The following is a 21358-nucleotide window of genomic DNA, read 5'->3' as shown; positions in this document are numbered from 1 at the left end:
AGGGCTTGCCACGGAATCAACTCTCTGATTCTTTGGAGAAAAGCGTTTCCTGATTTGAGTCGTTTGGGCGCGTGCGTCGCGTTTTCCGTCTGGAGGGGTGCCTGCCGGAAGACTCGGACTCTTTTCAGTGATGCGTAGTTGGGAAACCCGGTCGGAGAGGGCTGCGGGATTATGACTTCGAAGCATGTGGCCGTCTTGATGGGTGGTTTTTCGTCCGAGCGGCCGGTGTCTCTTTCCTCTGGTAATGCCTGTGCCGATGCGCTCGAGGGCGTGGGCTATCGCGTCACGCGCGTCGATGTCGGGCGCGACGTTTCCTCGGTTCTTTCGGCGCTGAAGCCCGACGTTGTCTTCAATGCTCTGCACGGCCCTTTCGGTGAGGATGGCACCATCCAGGGTATCCTCGAATATCTGGCCATTCCCTATACGCATTCCGGCGTTCTTGCCTCCGCGCTGGCGATGAGCAAGGACAAGGCCAAGCAGGTGGTCAAGTCGGTCGGTGTGCCGGTGGCCGAGTCGAAGGTGATGGATCGCTTTGCGATCGGCAATGCACACCCCATGAAGCCCCCCTATGTCGTGAAGCCGGTCAATGAAGGTTCGAGCTTCGGCGTGGTGATCGTGAAAGAGGATCAGTCGCATCCGCCTCAGGTCGTCGGTTCGCCTGAGTGGCGCTATGGCGATAGGGTTCTCGTCGAGCGCTACATCTATGGGCGTGAATTGACCTGCGCCGTGATGGGCGATGTCGCCCTCGGCGTCTGCGAGATCATCCCGACGGGGCACTCCTTCTACGACTACGATTCAAAATATGTGCCGGGCGGATCACGTCACGAATGCCCGGCGAAAGTTTCACCGAATATTTACCAAAAAATACAGACACTGGCGCTCAAGGCTCATCAAGCAATTGGGTGTCGGGGTGTCTCCCGGTCGGACTTCCGTTTCGATGACCGCCATTCGGAAGATGGCGAGCTCATCTGGCTCGAAGTGAATACCCAGCCGGGCATGACGCCGACGTCTTTGGTGCCGGAAATTGCCGCTCATGCGGGACATTCCTTTGGTGAGCTTTTGAGCTGGATGGTGGAGGACGCTTCGTGTTCGCGTTGAGGTCAGGGCAGATGAAGAGGGTGCGGAGGGCCGGGGGTGGCCTGCTCGGCATGTTCTTTTCGGCCGACGGCTTCGTGCTGCCGCGCTGGCTGCGTAAGCCGGTGCGCGTGCTTGCGCGCCTGTTCAAGGGCGACTTCACCGCGCCGCGCTTCGCTGCGACCGTCTCGTCCGCTGTCCTGCTGGCTTCTGCTGGCCTTTATGGTGCTTACGAGGGCGGGCATATGCCGGCCCTCGTGCAGGCCGTCACGGCGCGCAGCGGGTTTGCTGTCGATGAGGTGCGCGTGGTCGGCCACCACGAGACGTCCGAGATCGACGTTTTGGAAAAGCTGGGGCTCGATGGCTGGACGGCGCTGATCGGCTTCGACGCTGACAAGGCGCGCGAGCGCGTCGGCGAATTGCCTTGGGTCGAGCTTGCCTCGGTTCGAAAGGTCTATCCCGATACGCTGGAAGTGAAGATCGAGGAGCGCAAGCCCTTCGCCGTCTGGCAGCATGAGAACGAGCTTTCGGTGGTGGAGCAGGACGGCAAGGTGATTGCGCCATTCGCCGGCGGCCGTCACGTCTCTTTGCCGCTTGTCGTGGGTGTCGGTGCTGCTGAAAGGGCCTCCGGGTTCCTGGCCAAGGTGAACCGCTTTCCCGAGCTTGCTTCGCGTGTGAAGGGCTATATCCGCGTCGCCGAGCGGCGTTGGGATCTGTGGCTGGAGAACGGCGTCACCGTCAAGCTGCCGGAGAATGGCGAGGATTCTGCGCTCGCGGATCTCGCCAGGATGGATCGCGAGATGGGGCTGCTTTCGCGCGATATCGCTGCCATCGACATGCGGCTGAGCGACCGTCTGGTCGTCCAGCTCACTCCGGAGGCGGCGGAGCGCAGGGATGCCGCGCTTAAGCAGCGCAAGGGCAGCAAGCCGGAGAAGAGAATATGAGCCTGCTGGGCGGTCGAAAGGATAGTCAGTCGCGCCGTTCCGGTGTCGTTACTGTTCTCGATGTCGGGTCGAGCAAGGTCTGCTGCATTGTCGCCAGCCTCAAGCCTGCCGCCGAGAGCCAGATCCTGCGCGGGCGCACGCACCAGGCGCGGGTGATCGGCATCGGTCATCAGAAGTCCCAGGGTGTGAAGTCCGGCGTGGTCGTGGATCTCGACCGTGCCGAGCATGCGGTGCGGCTTGCGGTCGACGCGGCTGAGCGCATGGCGGGCCTGACGGTGGATTCGCTGATCGTCAACCTGACCGCAGGCCGGCTGAAGAGCCAGACCTTTTCGGCCACCGTCAATCTGGGTGGCCATGAGGCGTCGGCGGGCGACATCAAGCGTGTTCTGGCCGCCGGAGCAAAGCAGGCATTGCGGGCTGAGCGCGAGGTGGTGCATGCGCTGCCGGTCGCCTTTTCGCTGGATGCCGAGCGCGGCGTGCGTGATCCGAGCGGCATGGTGGGCGAGACGCTGGGCGTCGACATGCATGTGCTGACCGGCGATGCCGCGCCGCTGCGCAATCTCGAACTGTGCATCAACCGCTCGCACCTGTCGGTCGAGCGCATGGTGGCGACGCCCTATGCCAGCGGCCTGGCCGCGCTGGTGGACGACGAGCTGGAGATGGGAGCCGCCTGCATCGACATGGGTGGCGGCACCACGACGATTTCCGTTTTTGCCGATGGCAAGTTCGTCCACGCGGACGCCATACCGATCGGCGGCAATCACGTCACGCTGGACATGGCCAAGGGCCTTTCGACCCGGCTGGAAGATGCCGAGCGGCTGAAGGTCATGCACGGCTCGGCACTGCCTGGCGGGTCCGACGATCGCGACCTCGTCACCGTGCAGCCGATCGGCGCCGACGAAGGCGACGTTCCGCTGCAGATTCCCCGTTCGGTGATGACGCGCATCATCCGCGCGCGGATCGAAGAGACGCTGGAGATCCTGCGCGATCGCCTCAACAAGTCCGGATATGGCAACGCGGTGGGCAAGCGCGTGGTGCTGACTGGCGGCGCCAGCCAGCTCGCAGGTCTGCCCGAGGCCGCGCGCCGCATTCTCGGACGCAATGTGCGCATCGGGCGCCCGCTCGGCGTTGCCGGCCTGCCCGAGGCAGCGAAGGGCCCGGCGTTCGCGGCGGCGGTAGGTCTGCTGATCTATCCGCAGGTGGCAAGCTTCGAGATCAATCAGTTCAACAGTATCTCCCGGTTCCGCATGACCGGGACAGGCGGGAAACTGCATCGCGTAAGTCAGTGGTTCCGAGACAGTTTCTAGAATTTGACGTGGACACCCCAATAGGCGGCCGCAGCGGCGCAGCGGCGGGAAAGGCAAAAGGACGAGGACAATGACGATCAATCTGAAAAAGCCGGACATTACCGAGCTCAAGCCACGCATCACCGTGTTCGGTGTGGGCGGCGGCGGTGGCAACGCCGTGAACAACATGATCACGGCGGGTCTTCGCGGCGTGGAATTCGTGGTGGCGAACACCGACGCACAGGCCCTGGCCACGTCCAAGGCTGAGCAACTGATCCAGCTCGGCGCGAACATCACAGAGGGCCTGGGTGCCGGCTCGCAGCCTGAGGTCGGTCGCGCCGCCGCCGAGGAATGCATCGACGAGATCGTCGACTACCTGTCCAACACGCACATGTGCTTCGTCACCGCCGGAATGGGCGGCGGAACCGGCACGGGTGCAGCCCCCGTCGTTGCCCGCGCCGCCCGTGAAAAGGGCATCCTCACCGTTGGCGTCGTCACCAAGCCTTTCCACTTCGAAGGCCAGCGCCGCATGAAGACGGCCGACCTGGGCATCGAGGAACTGCAGAAGTGCGTCGATACCCTGATCGTCATTCCGAACCAGAACCTGTTCCGCCTCGCCAACGACAAGACCACCTTCGCCGACGCCTTCGCGATGGCCGACCAGGTGCTCTACTCCGGCGTTGCCTGCATCACCGACCTGATGGTCAAGGAAGGCCTGATCAACCTCGACTTCGCCGACGTTCGTTCGGTGATGCGCGAGATGGGCAAGGCCATGATGGGCACCGGCGAGGCTTCGGGCGAGGGCCGTGCCATGGCTGCCGCCGAGGCCGCGATCGCCAACCCGCTGCTTGACGAAACCTCGATGAAGGGCGCGAGGGGCCTGCTGATCTCCATCACTGGCGGCCGCGACCTGACCCTGTTCGAGGTCGACGAGGCGGCTACCCGTATTCGCGAGGAAGTGGATCCGGACGCCAACATCATCCTGGGCGCCACCTTCGACGAGGAACTCGAAGGCGTCATCCGCGTCTCCGTGGTTGCGACCGGCATCGACAAGTCGGCCGCCGACATGGCGACTGCGCCCATCGCTATCCGCGCTCCCGTGAAGCCGGCCGCACGCCCCGCAGGCATGCCTGAAGCGCGCCCGGTTGCCATGGCGCCGGTGCAGGAGGCGCCGCGCCTTGAGCCTCGCGCTGCCGATCCGGTGGCCGACGCTATCCGCTTGGCCGAGGCGAACGCTGCCGCAGCCGCCATGGCGGCGCCGCGTCAGGTCCCGGTCGCTGGTGGCGAGGAATTCCGCCCGCAGAGCAAGCTGTTCCAGGCTCCTCCGCAGGCCATGCAGCCGCAGCCGGTCATGCAGCAGCCGCAGCCGATGATGGCTCCGCAGCCTGCGCCGGCTCCGTTGCAGCCGCGCGAAATGCCCCAGCCGGTTGCCGCCCAGCCGCGGATGCCGCGCGTCGAGGACTTCCCGCCGATGGTACAGGCCGAGGTGCAGGCCAAGGCTCGCCCTGCCGAGCAGCATGAGGACCGTGGGCCTATGGGCCTGCTGAAGCGCCTGACCAATGGTCTGACCCGCCGTGAGGAAGAGCCGGCACGCCTTCAGCCGGCCCAGCCGCGCGAGCCGAAGCTTCGCCAGCCCGCGCCTGAGGCGCGCCGCCAGGACGCGCAGCTCTACGCTCCGCGCCGCGGCCAGCTGGACGACCAGGGCCGCCTGGCTCCCCAGGCACGGACTCACCATGAAGAGGATCAGCTGGAAATCCCGGCGTTCCTGCGCCGCCAGGCAAACTGATCCGGTACCGCCATGTAACGGCTTTGAGCGGGCGGGCACATGAGTGCCTGCCCGTTTGTCTTGAAAGCAGAATTAAAACAGATAGTTGTGCGTGTGCTGATGTGGCTCGACTGCCGTTACACGGAGTTAAAAACCGTGATTTGGCGTCTCACACCGGGGCCACTATCTTCGCCCCGATGACGGAGTCGGCACACTGGCTGTGGTGAAGTTTCCTGCCAGCCGACCGAAGCGAGAGCCGTGCTCCCTAGGGCTGGTTTGGGGCCTTAGGCCAAACGGGCGCAAGGGGATATTTACTTGTACGACTATCAAACGACGCTGAAGTCGCGCGCCATGCTTTCGGGCGTTGGCGTTCATAGCGGCAAGCCGGTTTCCCTGCACTTCCTGCCCGCCGATGGGGACACCGGAATCGTCTTCCATGTGATTGGTGAGAACGGGCGCGAACTGCGAGCTCTGTCCTCCGAGGTCGGGTCCACCGACTTGTGCACGCTGCTGGGCGATCCCGCGGGCGTGCATGTCGGCACTGTCGAGCACATCATGGGTGCGCTGTCCGGCCTCGGCATCGACAATCTGGTTATCGAGATCGACGGCCGCGAGGTGCCGATCCTGGACGGCAGCGCCATCCGATTCGTCGAGGCGATCGAGCAGGCTGGCGTCGAGACGCTTTCGGCCAAGCGCCGATACATCCGCATTCTAAAGCCCGTGCGCATCGAATCGGGTGCCTCCTGGGCGGAATTCCGTCCGCATTCGGGAACTCGCTTCGAGGTCGAAATCGACTTCGAGAGCGCGGCCATCGGCCGTCAGTCCTTTGCGGCCGATATGAGCGCCGAAGTGTTCCGTAACGAGATCGCCCGCGCGCGCACCTTCGGCTTCATGAAGGACGTCGAGCGCCTGTGGGCCGCCGGCTATGCGCTTGGCTCATCGCTGGAGAATTCCGTGGTGATCGGCGACGACGGCCGGGTCATCAATATGGAAGGCCTGCGCTATCCCGACGAGTTCGTCCGTCACAAGACGCTCGATGCCATGGGCGACCTGGCGCTCGCCGGCGCCCGTTTCATCGGCTGTTTCCGTTCCTATCGTGGTGGCCACCGCCTGAACGCCGCCGCGCTGCGGCACCTGCTGTCGGATCACTCGGCGTTTGAAATTGTCGAGGCGAGCCGGCGCGAGCGCGGCCGGTCGGCAGAAATGATCGCGATCAACGCTCCTGTTTACGCGCCCTGGGTGGTTTGAGGGCCCTGTGTGGCTGGTGGCGACCTGGCCCGGCATCTCGATGCGCGCTGGCTTGCAAGCTGCCACAAAAATGCACGATTGACCGGCGATAGCGTTGCCGTTCAGGGGCAGTTGTGATCTATGACTGCGGGGCTATTGAGTATAGTTACGCCGAGAGGGGCAGAATCAGACCATGGTTTTTGAGCGAGCTGCACAGTCGAAGCCGACGCGCGCTGCCCTTCTGGCGCTTTCGCTGATTTCGGCGCCGCTTCTTCTTTCTGCCTGCATGTCGTCGGAGAAGGACATCGACCTGTCGACCTATGTCGACCAGACCGAGCCGGCCGATGTGCTTTACAATCAAGGCCTTGCCAATTTGAATGCCGGCCGCCTGAAGGAAGCCAGCCGCAAGTTCGACGCCGTCGATCGCCAGCATCCCTATTCGGAGTATGCCCGCAAATCGATGGTCATGGGTGCCTTCGCGAACTATCGCCAGGGCAACTATGACGACGCCGTCAACGCGGCAAAGCGCTATCTTGCGCTCTACCCGTCGAGCCCCGACGCGGCCTACGCCCAGTACATTATCGGCCTCAGCTATTTCCGCCAGATCCGCGACGTGACGCAGGACCAGAAGGAGTCGCGCCGCGCCATCGAGGCGATGCAGGAAGTGGTTACCCGCTGGCCCGATTCCGAATATGTTGATGACGCCAAGGAAAAGATCCGCGTCGCGCGCGATCAGCTCGCCGGCAAGGAGATGCAGGTCGGCCGCTACTATCTTGAGCGGCGCGAGTACATCGCCGCCATCAAGCGCTTCCGCTTCGTGGTCGAGAACTATTCCAACACGCGGCAGATCGAGGAAGCCCTCGCGCGCCTGACCGAGAGCTACTACGCGATGGGCCTGACCTCCGAGGCGCAGACCGCGGCTGCCGTGCTGGGGCAGAACTACCCGCAAAGCCAGTGGTACAAGGACTCCTACAAGCTTCTGCAGTCCGGCGGGCTGGAGCCGCGTGAGAATGCCGGCTCTTGGCTTTCCAAGGCCGGAAAGTTCATTACCGGCGCCTGATCGCAGCGGGGCGAGATGCTCTCAAGGCTTTCGATCCGCGATATTGTCCTGATCCAGAAGCTGGACATCGATTTTGCGTCCGGCCTGTCGGTGCTGACAGGCGAGACCGGCGCGGGCAAGTCCATCCTTCTCGACGCGCTGTCGCTCGCGCTTGGTGCGCGCGGCGACGCATCGCTTGTGCGCCACGGCGCCACGCAAGGGCAGGTTTCCGCGGTTTTCGATGTGCCGCGCAATCATCCCGCCAGGCAGATCCTCATCGACAACGCGCTCGACGACGACGGCGACATCATTCTGCGCCGTGTGCAGACGGCAGACGGGCGCACGCGTGTCTTCGTCAACGACCAGCCTTCCAGCGTGACGCTGATGCGCGACATCGGTCGTGCGCTGGTGGAAATCCACGGCCAGCACGACGATCGCGCGCTGGTGGATGCCGGGGCGCACCGCGATGTGCTCGATTCCTTCGGTGGACATCTCGGCGAGGTGCGCGCCTGTGCAGAAGCCTGGCGGCGCTGGCGCGACTGCGAGCAGGAACTTTCCCGTCACCGTGCCCGTGTCGAGGCCGCCGCGCGCGAGGCCGACTATCTGCGTGCGGCTGTTGCCGAGCTGTCGCAGCTCGACCCGCAGGTGGGCGAGGAGGCCGAGCTTGCGGAAGTGCGCACGGCCATGATGCGGGCAGAGAAGATCGCCAGCGATATCCAGGATGCGCAGGACGTGCTGTCCGGCTCCAATTCGCCATTGCCGCAGCTTGCCAGCCTGCTTCGTCGCCTTCAGCGCAAGGCTGCCGAGGTGCCCGGTCTTCTCGATGACGTTGTCACGTCACTGGATGAGGCCATGCTGTCGCTGGACGCCGCGCAATCGGGCGTGGACGCGGCGCTGCGCGCCACCGAATTCGACCCCCAGCGGCTGGAGAAGGCCGAGGAGCGGCTGTTCGCGTTACGAGCGGCCTCCCGCAAGCACAATGTCCAGGTCGATGACCTCGCCAGGCTGCGCGACACGATGGCGGCCGACCTTGCCGACCTCGACGCGGGCGAAGATCGCCTGCAGGCGCTGGAGAAGCAGGCAGTGGCCGCCCGCGAGGCCTATGACCGCGTGGCCGCTCATCTGTCGGAGCTGCGCAAGACGGCCGCGCTCGGCTTGCGCGATGCGGTGATGGCCGAGCTGCCGGCGCTGAAGCTGGAGCGGGCCGAGTTCATCGTCGAGATGAGCGCGGAGCCCGACAATCGGCAGCAAGAGGGCATCGACCAGATCGAGTTCTGGGTTCGCACCAATCCGGGCACCAAGCCCGGGCCGATGATGAAGATTGCGTCCGGCGGCGAGCTGTCTCGCTTCCTGCTGGCGCTGAAGGTGGCGCTGGCCGACCGCGGCTCCGCGCCGACGCTGGTTTTCGACGAGATCGACACAGGCGTCGGTGGTGCCGTTGCCGACGCCATCGGCCAGCGCCTCGCGCGGCTGGCAAGCCGTGTGCAGGTGCTTTCGGTCACCCATGCGCCGCAGGTGGCAGCGCGGGCGCACACCCATTTCCTGATCGCGAAATCCGGCAGCAGCGAGCAGGTTTCCACCAGCATCGCGGCGATGAACCGCGACGCACGGCAGGAAGAAATCGCCCGCATGCTGGCGGGCGCAACAATCACCGACGAGGCGCGTGCCGCGGCCGAAAGGCTGCTGCGCGAAAACGCCGAGGCCGCCGCAGCTTCCTGAAGCTGCCGCGCGCTTGCAGTTTGTCAGCATGGTCCGCGTCATTGTGCCGAGCCGTGAAAAGCGGCTGCCACGCTCATGCTTCATAGGTTAGGGTATCGGCCGTCCTGAAAGCCGGATTCGCACATCATGTCGGAGACAATGAAACCCGTCGAACAACTGACCGAGGCGGAAGCCGCGGCCGAACTCGCGCGCCTTGCCGCAGAGATCGCCGAGCACGACCGGAGCTATTACGCCGAGGATAAGCCGACGATCTCGGACGCCGCCTATGATGCGCTGCGTCTGCGCAACGCGGCGATCGAGTCGCATTTCCCGGAACTGGTGCGGGCGGATTCGCCTTCGATGAGAATCGGCGCCGAGCCGACGGGGGCCTTTGCGCCCGTGGTTCATCTGCGGCCGATGCTTTCGCTGGACAACCTCTTCACCGACGAGGATGTCGTCGACTTCATCGGCAGCGTCCGCCGCTTTCTGGCCTATCCGGCCGACCGGGAGCTGGTCTTCACGGCCGAGCCCAAGATCGACGGCCTTTCAATGTCGCTGCGCTATGAGAACCGGCGGCTGGTGACGGCGGCCACGCGCGGCGATGGCACCACCGGCGAAAACGTCACCGCCAACATCCGCACCATCGGAGAGATCCCGCAGCATCTGCCGGCGGATGCGCCCGACCTGATCGAGGTGCGCGGCGAGGTCTACATGCGCCGCGACGACTTCTTCGCGCTCAACCAGCGCATGGCTGAAACCGGACAGGTCTTCGCCAATCCGCGCAATTCGGCAGCCGGCAGCCTCAGGCAGAAGGATCCGGCGGTCACGCGTTCGCGCCCGCTCAAGTTCTTTGCCTATGCCTGGGGCGAGACCAGCGAGCCGCTCGGCGAAACCCAGTATGAAGTCGTGCAGCGCTTCGCCGACTGGGGCTTTCCGGTCAACGACCTGATGGTGCGTTGCCGGTCGGTCGAGGAGATAATGGAGCACTACCGCGCCATCGAGGCGGAGCGTGCAGAGCTGCCCTACGACATAGACGGCGTGGTCTACAAGGTCGACCGGCTCGACCTGCAGGAGCGGCTCGGTTTCCGCTCGCGCAGCCCGCGCTGGGCGACGGCGCACAAGTTCCCCGCCGAGAAGGCGACTACGGTTCTGACCGATATCGATATCCAGGTGGGCCGCACCGGCGCGCTTACGCCCGTGGCGCGTTTGCATCCGGTCACCGTCGGCGGCGTGGTGGTCACCAACGCCACGCTGCACAACGAGGACTATATCCGCGGCATCGGCAACAACGGCCAGCCGATCCGCGAGGGCCGCGACATCCGCATTGGCGATACGGTGCTGGTGCAGCGCGCCGGCGATGTCATCCCGCAAATTCTGGACGTGGTCCTTGAAAAGCGCCCGGCCGATGCCGTGCCCTACGTCTTCCCCGACCGCTGTCCGGCTTGCAACAGCCATGCGGTGCGAGAGGAGGGCGAGGCCGTGCGGCGATGCACCGGCGGCCTCATCTGCCCGGCCCAGGCCGTGGAACGGCTGCGCCACTTCGTATCGCGCAACGCGCTGGACATTGAAGGGCTTGGCGAGAAGCAGATCGAGTTCTTCTTCAATGCCGAGGACCCGGCGCTACGCATCCGTTCTCCTGCCGACATCTTCACGCTGAAGGCGCGGCAGGAGAGGTCGCTGACCAAGCTGGAGAACATCGAAGGCTTTGGCACAGTCTCCGTGCGCAAGCTGTTTGCCGCCATCGACGACAAGCGGCAGGTCGAGTTTTCGCGCTTCCTGTTCGGGCTCGGCATCCGCCATGTCGGCGAAACCAACGCCAAGCGGCTGGCGCGGCATTTCCTGAATTTCTCGGTCCTGCGCGCGGCCGCGGAAAATGCCTTGGTGCCGACGGGCAAGGGCGACCCGGGCAATGCCGCTTGGCAGGAGCTGAACGGCATCAGCGGCATCGGCAATGTCGTCGCCGAAGCAGTGGTCGAGTTCTTCGCCGAGGAGCACAACCGCGAGGTGCTGGACGCGCTGCTGAAGGAAGTCACGCCGCTGGATGAGCAGCCGGTAGGGGAGGTTTCGTCTCCGGTCGCCGGCAAGACGGTGGTGTTTACCGGCGCGCTGGAGAAGATGTCGCGCGACGAAGCCAAGGCCATGGCCGAGAAGCTTGGCGCCAAGGTTGCGGGATCCGTCTCCAAGAAAACCGATTTGGTGGTGGCGGGGCCGGGCGCGGGCTCCAAGCTGAAGCAGGCCACCGAACTTGGCATCGAGGTCATCGACGAGGATGCCTGGTTCGAGCGGGTGGCGAAGGGGTGAGCCCGTTTCAGTTTCGCTGATGGTTGGCTCAACCATTTTGATATGACAGACGTGCCCGCGCTCCATACATAGGGCCTTCGCGAGGAATGGCCCCATGTCGGTAGAAGCAGTTTCGCAGCCCCAATCCGGCGCTTTCTGGCGCGGCGCGCGGTTAAGCATACCGGTGGTGGTCGCGTCCGCGCCCTTTGCCATCCTGTTCGGGGCGCTGGCCGTGGATAACGGCTTCAGCGTCGCCGAGGCCACGCTGATGAGCGCGACCATCTATGGCGGCGCGAGCCAGCTCGTCGGTATCGAACTGTTCGGCCACCAGGTCGCGCCATGGCTGGTGGTGCTGTCGATCTTCGCGGTCAATTTCCGCCACGTTCTCTATTCGGCAGCGGTGGGCAAGCACATCGACCACTGGCCGCTGTTGAACCAGGCCATCGGCTACTTCTTCCTCGTCGATCCGCAATATGCCGAAGCCGAGCGCAAAGGCGAGAACGGCGAAGACGTCAGCTTCGCCTGGTACATGGGCATGGCGGTGCCAATCTATGTGTTCTGGGTCGCCGAGAGCGCGCTCGGCGCGCTGTTCGGGCGGCTTATTCCCGATCCCCACGCCATCGGTCTCGACTTCCTGCTGCCGATTTATTTCCTCGGGCTCGTCATGAGCTTCCGCAAGCGCCCGCGCTGGCTGCCCATCGTCATTGCCAGTGCCGTAGCCTCGATGATCGCCTACAAGACGGTGGGTTCGCCCTGGCATGTGTCCCTCGGTGCGCTGGCGGGCGTGCTGCTTGCGGCCGCGTTGCCGGTGCGGCAGGGCGACGCTGTCGAGACGGCGGAGGCGACGATATGAGCACCACGCTGTGGATCATCGTCGCGGGCGCCATCGCGACCTACCTGACGCGCATTGGCGGGCATCTGGTCATCTCGCGCTTCGAGCGCATCCACCCGCGCGTCGAGGCCGGGCTCAACGCAGTTCCGGCGGCAGTGTTGACCACGCTTGTGGCGCCGGCCGCCCTTTCGGCCGGTCCGGCTGAGCTGGCAGCCCTTGCGGTGGCGGCGATCGTCTCGCTGCGCGGCGGGCTGATGACCATGTTTCTTGCCGGTGCCACAGTGCTGATCGCCATGCGGCACCTCGCCGGCTGAGCCACGCTCCTCAAGAAGCTGTTTGTAGGCGATCAGGCGATCGGCGCGGTCGCCTGTTCCAGCCACTTCAGCGTTTCGCCATCCACCATCGGTCCGATCTCGGCGAGAACGCGGGCGTGGTAGGCATTGAGCCACTCCAGTTCGGCTGGCGAAAGCAGGTCGGGCCGCACCAGCCGCCGGTCGATAGGCGCCAGCGTCAGCGTCTCGAAGCCGTGGACGGCCAGGTCGCCGCCCTCCGGCCGCTCGGCTGGCGTGACGATGATGAGGTTTTCGATGCGGATGCCGTAATGGCCTTCCTTGTAGTAGCCCGGCTCGTTGGACAGGATCATGCCTTCGAGCAGCTTCTCGGTGCCGGTCTTGGCGATACGCTGGGGCCCTTCATGCACGGCCAGATAGGAGCCCACGCCGTGGCCGGTGCCATGGGCGAAGTCCAGCCCCCGCTGCCACAGGGCTATGCGTGCAAAGGCATCGATGTCGCAGCCGCGCGTGCCGGCCGGAAAGCGCAGCGTCGAAATCGCTATCATACCCTTGAGCACAAGAGTAAAGCGCTCGCGCATTTCCTCGGTGGGCTTGCCCACGGCCACGGTGCGGGTGATGTCGGTGGTGCCGTCCTGATATTGCGCGCCGGAATCGAGCAGGAAAAGCTCGCCTTCGCGCAAGGGGCGATTGGTGGCGTGCGAGACGCGATAGTGCATGATCGCGCCGTTCGGGCCGGCGCCGGAGATGGTGTCGAAGGAAACGTCGCGCAGCGGCATCTGCGTTTCCTCGCCGACGCTGCGCCGCATCTCCTCAAGCTGGGTGACCGCCTTGATCTCGTCCAGCGTGCCGGGCTTCTGCGCGTCGAGCCAGCACAGGAGCTTCGCAACGGCGGCACCATCGCGCCGGTGCGCGGCGCGCGCACCCTGGATTTCGGCCTGGTTCTTGGTGGCGCGGGGCAGGCGGGCCGGGTCCGGCTCCAGAACGACCGTGCCGCCGTTCTCTTCGACCAGGGCACGCAGCTTGTCGGCCGCAAGCACCGGATCGAGTGCGATCCTGGCGCCGGAGCGGGCCAGCTCGATCACCTCGGCCTCGAGCGCATCGGGGGCGCGCAGTTCCGAGAGTTGGGTTAGATAGGCCTCGACCTTGCGGGAGAGCTTGCGGCCGTCCATGAACAGGCGATGCTTGCCGTCTGCGGCCAGTATGGCGAAGCCGAGCGCCAGCGGCGTGTGCGGCACGTCGGCGCCGCGGATGTTGAAGGCCCAGGCGATCGATGACGGGTCCGTCAGCACGCAATGGGTGGCGCCTTCCCTGGCGATCGCGGCTGCGAGCCGGGCGAGCTTGTCCTTCGCCAGTTCGCCGGCAAAGGCGATGGGATGGATTTCGACCTCGGCCAGCGGCTCGGCGGGTTGATCGGTCCAGATCTCGTCGATGGGGTTGTCGGCCAGCGGCACAAGGGTCGCGCCGGTCTTGGCGGCCGCCTTTTTCAATGCGCTCACTTCGCCGATCGTGTGCAGCCAGGGATCGAAGCCGATCTCCGCGCCCTTGCCGAGATTTTGGCGAATCCAGGCAGGCGGCGGATTTTCGATCAGGCTTTCGATGGCGAAGATGCCGAGGTCGACCTGCTCGCGCACCTGGAGCTGGTAACGGCCATCGACGAAGATGAAGGCGCGGTCGGCAAGAATGATCGCGACGCCGGCGGAGCCGCTGAAGCCTGTCAGCCAGCGCAGGCGCTCCGAACCGGGCGCGACATATTCGCCCTGATGCTGGTCGGCGCGCGGGACGATGAAGCCATCGAGCTCGCGCGCGGCCAGCCATTCGCGCAATTTGGCCACGCGGGCTGCGGCGGTGGACGGGTCGCTGGCCGAATCGAAGGTCTGGAACATGGGCGCGGTGCCTTCCTGCTGCAGGTGTCTAGCGTGGCGTCAAACTAGAGCATCGAGCCCGAAAGGGGAATTCGGTTTCAGGCATATCCGATGCCTCGGGTCGGCCCACCCATGTCCGGCTTTGCTCAGCGCTTGAGGTGGAGCGTCACCCAGCCCTCGCGCAGCAAGGTGCGGATGTGGCGAAAACCCTGGTTTGTATAGGCGGCGAGCACGGCGTCACCCTGCCTTTCCAGAATGCCCGAAAGGATGATGGAACCGCCCGGAGCCACGTGCTGCACCATTGAAGGGGCAAGCTCGATGAGCGGGCCTGCCAGAATATTGGCTATGACAAGATCGAAGGGGCCCCGCGCTGCAAAGACGGGATGGTCGAAACCGGTCGCGGTTTCGGTCTCGACATAGTCCGACGCGCCGTTGAGCCGCACATTGTCGGCGGCGACATCGGTGGCCACCGGGTCGATGTCGGTGGCCAGCACCGGAATATGCGCGAGCTTTGCGACGGCGATGGCCAGCACGGCGCTGCCCGTGCCCAGGTCGAGCGCATTGCGCGGCTTTTCCTGCCGGACGACCTGTTCCAGCATTTCGAGGCAGCCCGAGGTGGTGCCGTGATGGCCGGTACCGAAGGCAAGGCCGGCCTCGATCTCGATGGCCATCTCGCCTTCGCGAGGCTCGTCGCGGTCATGCGAGCCGTGCACCACGAAGCCGCCCGCCCGCACCGGCTTCAGGCCTTCCAGCGACTTTGCCACCCAGTCGACATCGGGCAGCGTCTCGCGCTCGATCTGCCTGTCCAGCGAGAGCGATGCCAGCACTTCGCGAATGCGCTGTTGGGTCTCGTCAACGTCGCCGTCGGTGTAGAGCGACACTTCGTGGATGTCGCGATCCTCGTCTATTTCCATGACAGCGATGGGAAAGCCCTCGGCCTCGAATTCGGTTTCCAGGGCGGCGAAGATGCGGTCTGCATCGCTGCGCCCGGCCGTGAGGTAAAGGCGTGTCTGGCTCATGGCGCTCACAATCAGAAAGAGGGCGAATTGTGCCCGCGCTTGTGGACGTTTCAGCCCTTGCCCGCAAGGCGTTTCAGCTTTGCCACGGCCGTATCCCCGCTTTCGCCATAGGCGATGGTGCCGAAGAAGTCGCCCTTGCGATCCAGCAGCAGCACCGAAGCGGTGTGGTCCATGGTGTAGTCGCCGCCGTCCAGCGGCACCTTGCGCGAATAGATATGGAACGACTTGGCCATGGCGGCCACCTTATCGGGGTCGCCGGTGATGCCGGTGATGCGATCCGACACGTTGCTGACATAGGCGTTCATCATCTCGGGCGTGTCGCGCTCGGGGTCGACCGTGACGAAATATGCCCTGATGTCCTTGCCTTCGTCGCCGATCTGCTTCAGCCAGCCGTCCAGTTCGAACAGTGTCGTCGGGCAGACTTCGGGGCAATGGGTGAAGCCGAAGAACACCGCCGAGGGGTGGCCGCGGAAAGCCGCTTCGGTGATCGGCTGGCCCTTCTGGTCGACAAGTGTGAACGCAGCCCCATAGGCATGGCCGCCATTGCGGGCCTGGTACCAGTCGAAGGTCAGCCAGCCCACGCCAGCGGCCATGAGAACCAGGATACCGACCAGAATGGAGCGCATCATGACTAGCTGTTTCCCTCGTCCAGCGTTCGGAAGGCTAAGCCGCCTCGGGCTGCGCCATGTGACTGACAAGATAGTGGCGGGAACGCGCATGCAAAAGGGGCCATGATGCCGCTGGCGAGCACACCTGGGCGGGCCAGAGCTTGCAAGCACGACCGGGCGCACCCAATTGTTGCGAACGGTTTGATTTCTCAGGAGGTCTCCATGCGTGCAGCGGCAATCGGTGCAGCAGCTCTTTTGCTTGGTGCGGCAGCACCGGCGCTTGCCGAGGAAGTCGGCAGGGTCGGGGTCGACTGGCTGGGCAACGATATCATCGTGCAGGCGGTGCAAGACCCCAAGATCGAGGGCGTGACCTGCCACTTCTCCTATTTCGATCGCGGCATCGTGGACCGGCTGCAGAAGGGCAACTGGTTCGAGAACCCTTCCGACTCGGCCATCTCCTGCCACCAGACCGGGCCTATCACCATCGGCAAGATCGACCTGAGCTCGAAGGGTGAGGAGGTCTTCAAGCAGGGCATCAGCCTGATCTGGAAGAAGCAGGTGGTGAACCGCATCTACGACAAGAAGAACGACACGCTGATCTATCTTTCGCATTCGCGGCAGGTGCAGAACGGCTCGGCCAAGATGGCCGTCACCACCGTGCCGCTCTACGGCCAGAACGTGACCTGGACCGACGGCAAGCCGAAATAGGCGCGGGGCCGCGCCGGCGGCTTGCCGGGCGCTGCGCGGCGGCGTAAAGCCGGGCCATGGACCCCGCACTTCGCTTCAAGGATGCCGAGCCGCGCATCCACCCCACGGCCGAGCTGAAATCCTGCCGCCTCGGCCGCTATGCGGCCATTGGCGAACGGGTGATCCTGCGTGAAGTGATGGTGGGCGACTTCACCTATTTCGAGCGCCACGCCGAGGCGACCTACACCACCATAGGCAAGTTCTGCTCCATCGCCGCCAACACCCGCATCAATGCTCTGGAGCACCCGATCGAGCGCATCACCACGCACAAGGTGAGCTATCGGCCCAACGAGTATTTCCGCTATCTCGGCGTCGACCAGGATTTTCGGGCACGCCGGCAGGCCAAGGCGGTAACCATCGGCCATGATGTGTGGGTCGGCCATGGCGCGGTCATCCTGCCCGGCGTTACGATCGGCAACGGCGCGGTGATCGGCGCCAATGCGGTGGTGACGCGCGACGTCGGCGCCTACGAGATCGTGGCCGGCGTGCCGGCGCGCAGCAAGCGGCTGCGCTTTGCGCCCGAGACCATCGCCCGCATCGAGGCGCTGGCCTGGTGGGACTGGCCGCTGGACCGGCTGGCCGATGCGATTCCCGACATGCAGGCCATGACAATCGAGGCGTTTCTGGACCGCTGGGAAGGCCGCCCGCTCTAAGTGCGAATACGGCGCTGAGGGCGTAAAGTCCCCACCGCCGGGTTGACGCCTCGGGCGGGCGAGGTGCATTTTGCCAACCGGAAGGAAACGTGATGGCAGATTGGCTCGAAATCCTCCGCAAGCAGGCGGAAACCTGCTCCGAGATGGACAAGGAAGTGCCGAAGATGCTGGCCGATCCCGACATCGCCGCCGACCAGGTCAGGGCGTTGTTCGAGGCGTTGGAAGAGCAGGTGCAGTTCGTCGAACAGCTGGTACGGGCCCTCGAGTTCAACGACTACGATCCCGATGTGGTCAAGGCCGCCGAGGAACTGGAGGAGCGCTATGCCGATCTGGCTGCCGGGGCGGCGGAGCGGCTGAAGCAGCTTCTGGGCTGAGGTGGGGCCGGCCGCCAGAGGCGAAAGATGGCGTCAAACGCGCGGCTCCTGAAGGAGACTAAAATTTCTTTGTATGCGACTTGTGAATTATAAATTGTTCTAAGGATCAATTTTCTTTGTAATTGTTTTTGTAATTTTGACTATTTGATCTCCGTTTTGATCAATTGTAATGTGCCCTATGTGTACCTTTTCAGGTCCTGACTTAATTAGTGATTCTGCTATCTTTTCTTTTTCATAATTGGTCGGGATTATTTTTGCTAGCTGTGTCCCGCACTTTGTTAATTTGTAGGAATTCAAAACAAAGATTTTTTGTGTAGTCTCGACGACCAAGTTATATTTTCCCATTCCAAAAAAGACGTAGCCATTTTCATCAGGTGTCCGTTGTATTGAAAGCTGGCTATTTGCTGTTGTGAGGAATCCGGCTTCTTCCAGTGTAATGAATTCTCCAATAAGCAATTCATCTTTTGAAGCATCTATTGGGATAATAAAATTTTCAATACAAAACGGCAGAATTTTGTTTATAAGATCTGCTGTCTCTTTGTCTAGGACGGAAATAAATTGCAGCGTAGAAAGCGAAAACGCTCCTTTGTTTCGAATTTCTCCAGCCAGTACCCTTGACCATAGAATTCTAAATTCGTCAGAACTTGCATTCTCTGCATGCCTTTCGAATATATTCATCCAGTCGTCGTTCGGAGATGAATACTCCGTCTCTGGCGCCTCTTCGAGCATCTCTTCGAGAATTTCGACCGTTTTGCGAGCTACGGCCTCCCTATTTTCCTGCCTTCGATATTGTTCTCCTAGCCATCGATGCAGGCTTCGATCAACAATCATTGGATCCAACGCTGCTTGATTGCTGGCAGCGGACGCTACAGCACCACTTATCGTGCTGCGCGCTGCAGTATCGTCTTTTATTTTTTGAGCCTTGGATTCTAACCAAGCGGCAGGTATGTCTGTCACCCCAGCTACAAGTCGGCTAATTGCCTTCCCAGCTGGTCCAAGTATTACCTGAGGCACTCCTCCGCCTACGGTCAGCTGGTTTAACCATGACATCGCCGAGTTTGAACTCGGCTCTTCGTGTTCCATGCTATCCCCCCCAGTGGTCTTAGCCCTCACACTGCCGTCACAAAACTATCGATCACCCGCTTCTGGCCCGCCTTGTCGAAGTCGATGGTGAGCTTGTTGCCTTCGATGGCCGCGATGTTGCCGTTGCCGAATTTCTGGTGGAACACGCGGTCGCCGACCTTGAAGGGCGAGGGGGCGTCGGCAACCGACTTGGCGACGAGTTCGCCCTCGATGGTGCGGCCTTTCACCGAGCCACGGCCGGCGCCATAGCCGGAATCCGTCTCGCCATAACCGATGCGCTCGACATGGTGGCCGGAGCGCGAGCCCCAGTTGCGGTCGGTCGCCTCCTTGCGGTTGGCCTGCGCACGCTGCCAGCCGGGCGTTGAATAGGTGTTGGAGAAGGATTTCTGATCCGTGCCGATGCTGTCGAAGCGCGAGGCGCCATAGGGGTTCTGCCGGCCGCCATAGCCACTGCCGTAGCCGCCATAGCTGTCCCCAGCCTCGGCCACCTCCACATGCGCCTCCGGCAGCTCGTCGAGGAAGCGCGAGGGGATGGTCGACTGCCACAGGCCGTGGATGCGGCGGTTGGAGACGAACCAGATGTGCAGGTTTCTCTTGGCGCGGGTGAGGCCGACATAGGCGAGCCGGCGCTCTTCCTCCAGCCCGGAGCGGCCGCCTTCGTCCAGCGAGCGCTGGTGCGGGAACAGGCCTTCCTCCCAGCCGGGCAGGAACACCGTCTCGAACTCCAGGCCCTTGGCCGAGTGGAGCGTCATGATGGTGACGGCGTCGAGATCCTCGTTCTGCTCGCTGTCCATGACCAGCGCGACATGCTCCAGGAACGAGCGCAGCGACTCGTACTCCTCCATAGAGCGGATGAGTTCCTTGAGGTTTTCGAGCCGACCCGGCGCCTCGGCCGAGCGGTCGTTCTTCCACATGTCGGTGTAGCCGCTCTCCTCGAGGATGATCTCGGCAAGCTCGGTGTGCGGCGTGTTGTCGAGTGCCTTCTGCCAGCGCTCGAAATTGGCGGCGACCTCGCGCAAGGCCGCACGCGGCTTGGGCTTCAGCTCGTCGCTTTCGGCAAGATTGCCCGCGGCTTCCAGCATGGGGATGCGCAGCGCGCGCGCCGTGTCGTGGATCTGGCGGATTGCGGCTTCGCCCAGCCCGCGCTTGGGCACGTTGACGATACGCTCGAAAGCGAGGTCGTCGGCCGGTTGCGCCACGACGCGGAAATAGGCCATGGCGTCGCGGATTTCCTGCCGCTCGTAGAAGCGCGGGCCGCCGACGACGCGGTAGTTGAGACCGAGCGTGACGAAACGGTCTTCGAACTCGCGCATCTGGAAGGAGGCACGCACGAGGATGGCCATGTCGTTCAGCGCATGGCCCTTGCGTTGGAGCTGCTCGATCTCCTCGCCGATGGCACGGGCTTCCTCTTCCGAGTCCCATGCGGCGTGGACGTTCACCTTGGAGTCGTCGGGGTCGGCGAGGTCGGTGAACAGCGTCTTGCCGAGGCGCCCTTCGTTGTTGGCGATGAGGTGCGAGGCAGCACCGAGGATATGGGCGGTGGAGCGGTAGTTGCGCTCCAGCCGGATGACGACAGCGCCGGGAAAATCCTTGTCGAAGCGCAGGATGTTGTCCACCTCCGCGCCGCGCCAGCCATAGATCGACTGGTCGTCATCGCCGACGCAGCAGACGTTCTTCTTGCCCGGGGCGCCGGTTTCCTGCGCCAGCAGGCGCAGCCACATATATTGCGCGGTGTTGGTGTCCTGGTACTCGTCGACGAGGATGTATTTGAACCGCCGGTGATATTCCTTCAGCACATCCGGATGCGCGCGGAAGATGCGGATCGGGTGACAGAGCAGGTCGCCGAAGTCGCAGGCGTTCAGCGTCTGCAGCCGCTCCTGATAGGCCTTGTAGAGTTCGCGGCCCTTGCCGTTGGCGAAGGAGCGGGCGTCGCCCTCGGGAATTTCGGCGGGACCGAGGCCCTTGTTCTTCCAGGCGTCGATCATCATGGCGAACTGGCGCGGCGGCCAGCGCTTGTCGTCCAGCCCCTCGGCCTGAATGAGCTGCTTGATGAGGCGGATGACGTCGTCGGTGTCTAGGATGGTGAAGTCGGAGCGCAGGCCGGCAAGCTCGGCATGGCGGCGCAGCATCTTGACCCCGATTGAGTGGAAGGTGCCCAGCCAGGGCATGCCTTCAATGGCTTCGCCGACCAGCAGGCCGATGCGCTGCTTCATCTCGCGCGCCGCCTTGTTGGTGAAGGTCACGGCCAGGATCTGCGAGGGGAAGGCGCGGCCGGTGGCGAGGATGTGCGCGATGCGGGTGGTGAGCACGCGCGTCTTGCCGGTGCCGGCACCGGCCAGCACCAGAACCGGGCCCTCGGTGGTTTCGACCGCCAGCCGCTGTTCGGCGTTGAGTCCGTTCAGATAATCGGGCGCGGATGCCTGGCGCGCGGCCATGGCGCGCGCGGCAATGCCGCCGGGCGCAGACGCGCCGGAAGGGCGCGGGGCGGGCGCACCGGGCTCATCGAAGAAGGGGATGTCGTCGGGAAAATCTGACATTTCCACCGAATGTAGTGATTCGGGGCCGAAAGGCCAG

At 63.8% G+C, this 21358-nt stretch carries 18 protein-coding genes; 13 read left to right on the top strand and 5 right to left on the bottom strand.

What is annotated here, in order from left to right; translation table 11 throughout:
* The first annotated feature begins 171 nt into the window (after positions 1-171).
* The 10 genes from ABLE86_RS02685 to ABLE86_RS02640 all read left to right on the top strand — a co-directional run bounded on the left by ABLE86_RS02685 (position 172) and on the right by ABLE86_RS02640 (position 12459).
* Positions 172-1098 carry a D-alanine--D-alanine ligase gene (locus ABLE86_RS02685; RefSeq protein ID WP_348777361.1) on the top strand — a complete coding sequence of 309 codons (927 nt, stop codon included), beginning with the start codon at positions 172-174 and terminating at the stop codon, positions 1096-1098.
* A complete protein-coding gene (locus ABLE86_RS02680; protein WP_348777360.1) occupies positions 1086-2018 on the top strand; it encodes a cell division protein FtsQ/DivIB in 933 nt (310 codons plus the stop codon). The genes ABLE86_RS02685 and ABLE86_RS02680 overlap by 13 nt, the downstream gene beginning before the upstream one ends.
* Positions 2015-3325 (top strand): cell division protein FtsA, encoded by a 1311-nt coding sequence (gene ftsA, locus ABLE86_RS02675; RefSeq protein WP_348777359.1) that lies wholly within the window; start codon positions 2015-2017, stop codon positions 3323-3325. Before ABLE86_RS02680 ends, ftsA begins: the two co-directional genes overlap by 4 nt.
* A 70-nt stretch (positions 3326-3395) precedes the next feature.
* Positions 3396-5090, top strand: coding sequence for a cell division protein FtsZ (ftsZ, locus tag ABLE86_RS02670; RefSeq protein WP_348777358.1), 1695 nt, complete (start codon positions 3396-3398; stop codon positions 5088-5090).
* Between the two features lie 294 nt (positions 5091-5384).
* The gene (gene lpxC / locus ABLE86_RS02665; RefSeq protein WP_348777357.1) at positions 5385-6317 is read left to right on the top strand and encodes a UDP-3-O-acyl-N-acetylglucosamine deacetylase; all 933 of its coding nucleotides are present in this window, start codon (positions 5385-5387) and stop codon (positions 6315-6317) included.
* Positions 6318-6489: 172 nt separating this feature from the next.
* Positions 6490-7356, top strand: coding sequence for an outer membrane protein assembly factor BamD (locus tag ABLE86_RS02660; RefSeq protein ID WP_348777356.1), 867 nt, complete (start codon positions 6490-6492; stop codon positions 7354-7356).
* A gap of 15 nt (positions 7357-7371) precedes the next feature.
* Complete coding sequence (gene recN / locus ABLE86_RS02655) at positions 7372-9054, top strand: DNA repair protein RecN (RefSeq protein WP_348777355.1); 1683 nt, start codon at positions 7372-7374, stop codon at positions 9052-9054.
* A gap of 126 nt (positions 9055-9180) precedes the next feature.
* On the top strand, positions 9181-11334 hold the full coding sequence (gene ligA, locus ABLE86_RS02650) for an NAD-dependent DNA ligase LigA (RefSeq protein WP_348777354.1): 2154 nt from the start codon (positions 9181-9183) through the stop codon (positions 11332-11334).
* Between the two features lie 94 nt (positions 11335-11428).
* A complete protein-coding gene (locus ABLE86_RS02645; protein ID WP_348777353.1) occupies positions 11429-12166 on the top strand; it encodes an AzlC family ABC transporter permease in 738 nt (245 codons plus the stop codon).
* Positions 12163-12459 (top strand): AzlD family protein, encoded by a 297-nt coding sequence (locus ABLE86_RS02640; protein ID WP_348777352.1) that lies wholly within the window; start codon positions 12163-12165, stop codon positions 12457-12459. Before ABLE86_RS02645 ends, ABLE86_RS02640 begins: the two co-directional genes overlap by 4 nt.
* A gap of 32 nt (positions 12460-12491) precedes the next feature.
* Here ABLE86_RS02640 and ABLE86_RS02635 read toward each other — a convergent pair whose 3' ends face one another.
* From ABLE86_RS02635 to ABLE86_RS02625, 3 genes are all read right to left on the bottom strand, one after another.
* Positions 12492-14321: an aminopeptidase P family protein gene (locus ABLE86_RS02635; RefSeq protein WP_348777351.1), complete on the bottom strand. Its 1830-nt coding sequence runs from the start codon at positions 14319-14321 to the stop codon at positions 12492-12494.
* 125 nt (positions 14322-14446) lie between these two features.
* Positions 14447-15319, bottom strand: coding sequence for a 50S ribosomal protein L11 methyltransferase (locus tag ABLE86_RS02630; RefSeq protein WP_348777350.1), 873 nt, complete (start codon positions 15317-15319; stop codon positions 14447-14449).
* A gap of 50 nt (positions 15320-15369) precedes the next feature.
* The gene (locus ABLE86_RS02625; protein ID WP_348777349.1) at positions 15370-15948 is read right to left on the bottom strand and encodes an SCO family protein; all 579 of its coding nucleotides are present in this window, start codon (positions 15946-15948) and stop codon (positions 15370-15372) included.
* A 201-nt stretch (positions 15949-16149) separates the two neighbouring features.
* On the opposite strand from ABLE86_RS02625, the gene ABLE86_RS02620 reads away from it, so the two are divergent.
* From ABLE86_RS02620 to ABLE86_RS02610, 3 genes are all read left to right on the top strand, one after another.
* Entirely contained in the window at positions 16150-16635 is a 486-nt protein-coding gene (locus ABLE86_RS02620; protein WP_348777348.1) for a CreA family protein, read from the top strand.
* A 56-nt stretch (positions 16636-16691) separates the two neighbouring features.
* A complete protein-coding gene (locus tag ABLE86_RS02615; RefSeq protein WP_348777347.1) occupies positions 16692-17327 on the top strand; it encodes a DapH/DapD/GlmU-related protein in 636 nt (211 codons plus the stop codon).
* Positions 17328-17419: 92 nt separating this feature from the next.
* A complete protein-coding gene (locus ABLE86_RS02610) occupies positions 17420-17701 on the top strand; it encodes a hypothetical protein (protein WP_348777346.1) in 282 nt (93 codons plus the stop codon).
* Between the two features lie 99 nt (positions 17702-17800).
* Here ABLE86_RS02610 and ABLE86_RS02605 read toward each other — a convergent pair whose 3' ends face one another.
* On the bottom strand, positions 17801-18784 hold the full coding sequence (locus ABLE86_RS02605; RefSeq protein WP_348777345.1) for a DUF2806 domain-containing protein: 984 nt from the start codon (positions 18782-18784) through the stop codon (positions 17801-17803).
* 26 nt (positions 18785-18810) lie between these two features.
* Entirely contained in the window at positions 18811-21321 is a 2511-nt protein-coding gene (locus ABLE86_RS02600) for a UvrD-helicase domain-containing protein (RefSeq protein ID WP_348777344.1), read from the bottom strand.
* Between the last annotated feature and the right edge of the window lie 37 nt (positions 21322-21358).

The organism is Mesorhizobium sp. KR2-14, from assembly GCF_040049255.1.
GTDB lineage: Bacteria > Pseudomonadota > Alphaproteobacteria > Rhizobiales > Rhizobiaceae > Pseudaminobacter.
Note: the sequence above shows the minus strand (reverse complement) of the source record. Positions and strands in the feature narration are given on the sequence as shown.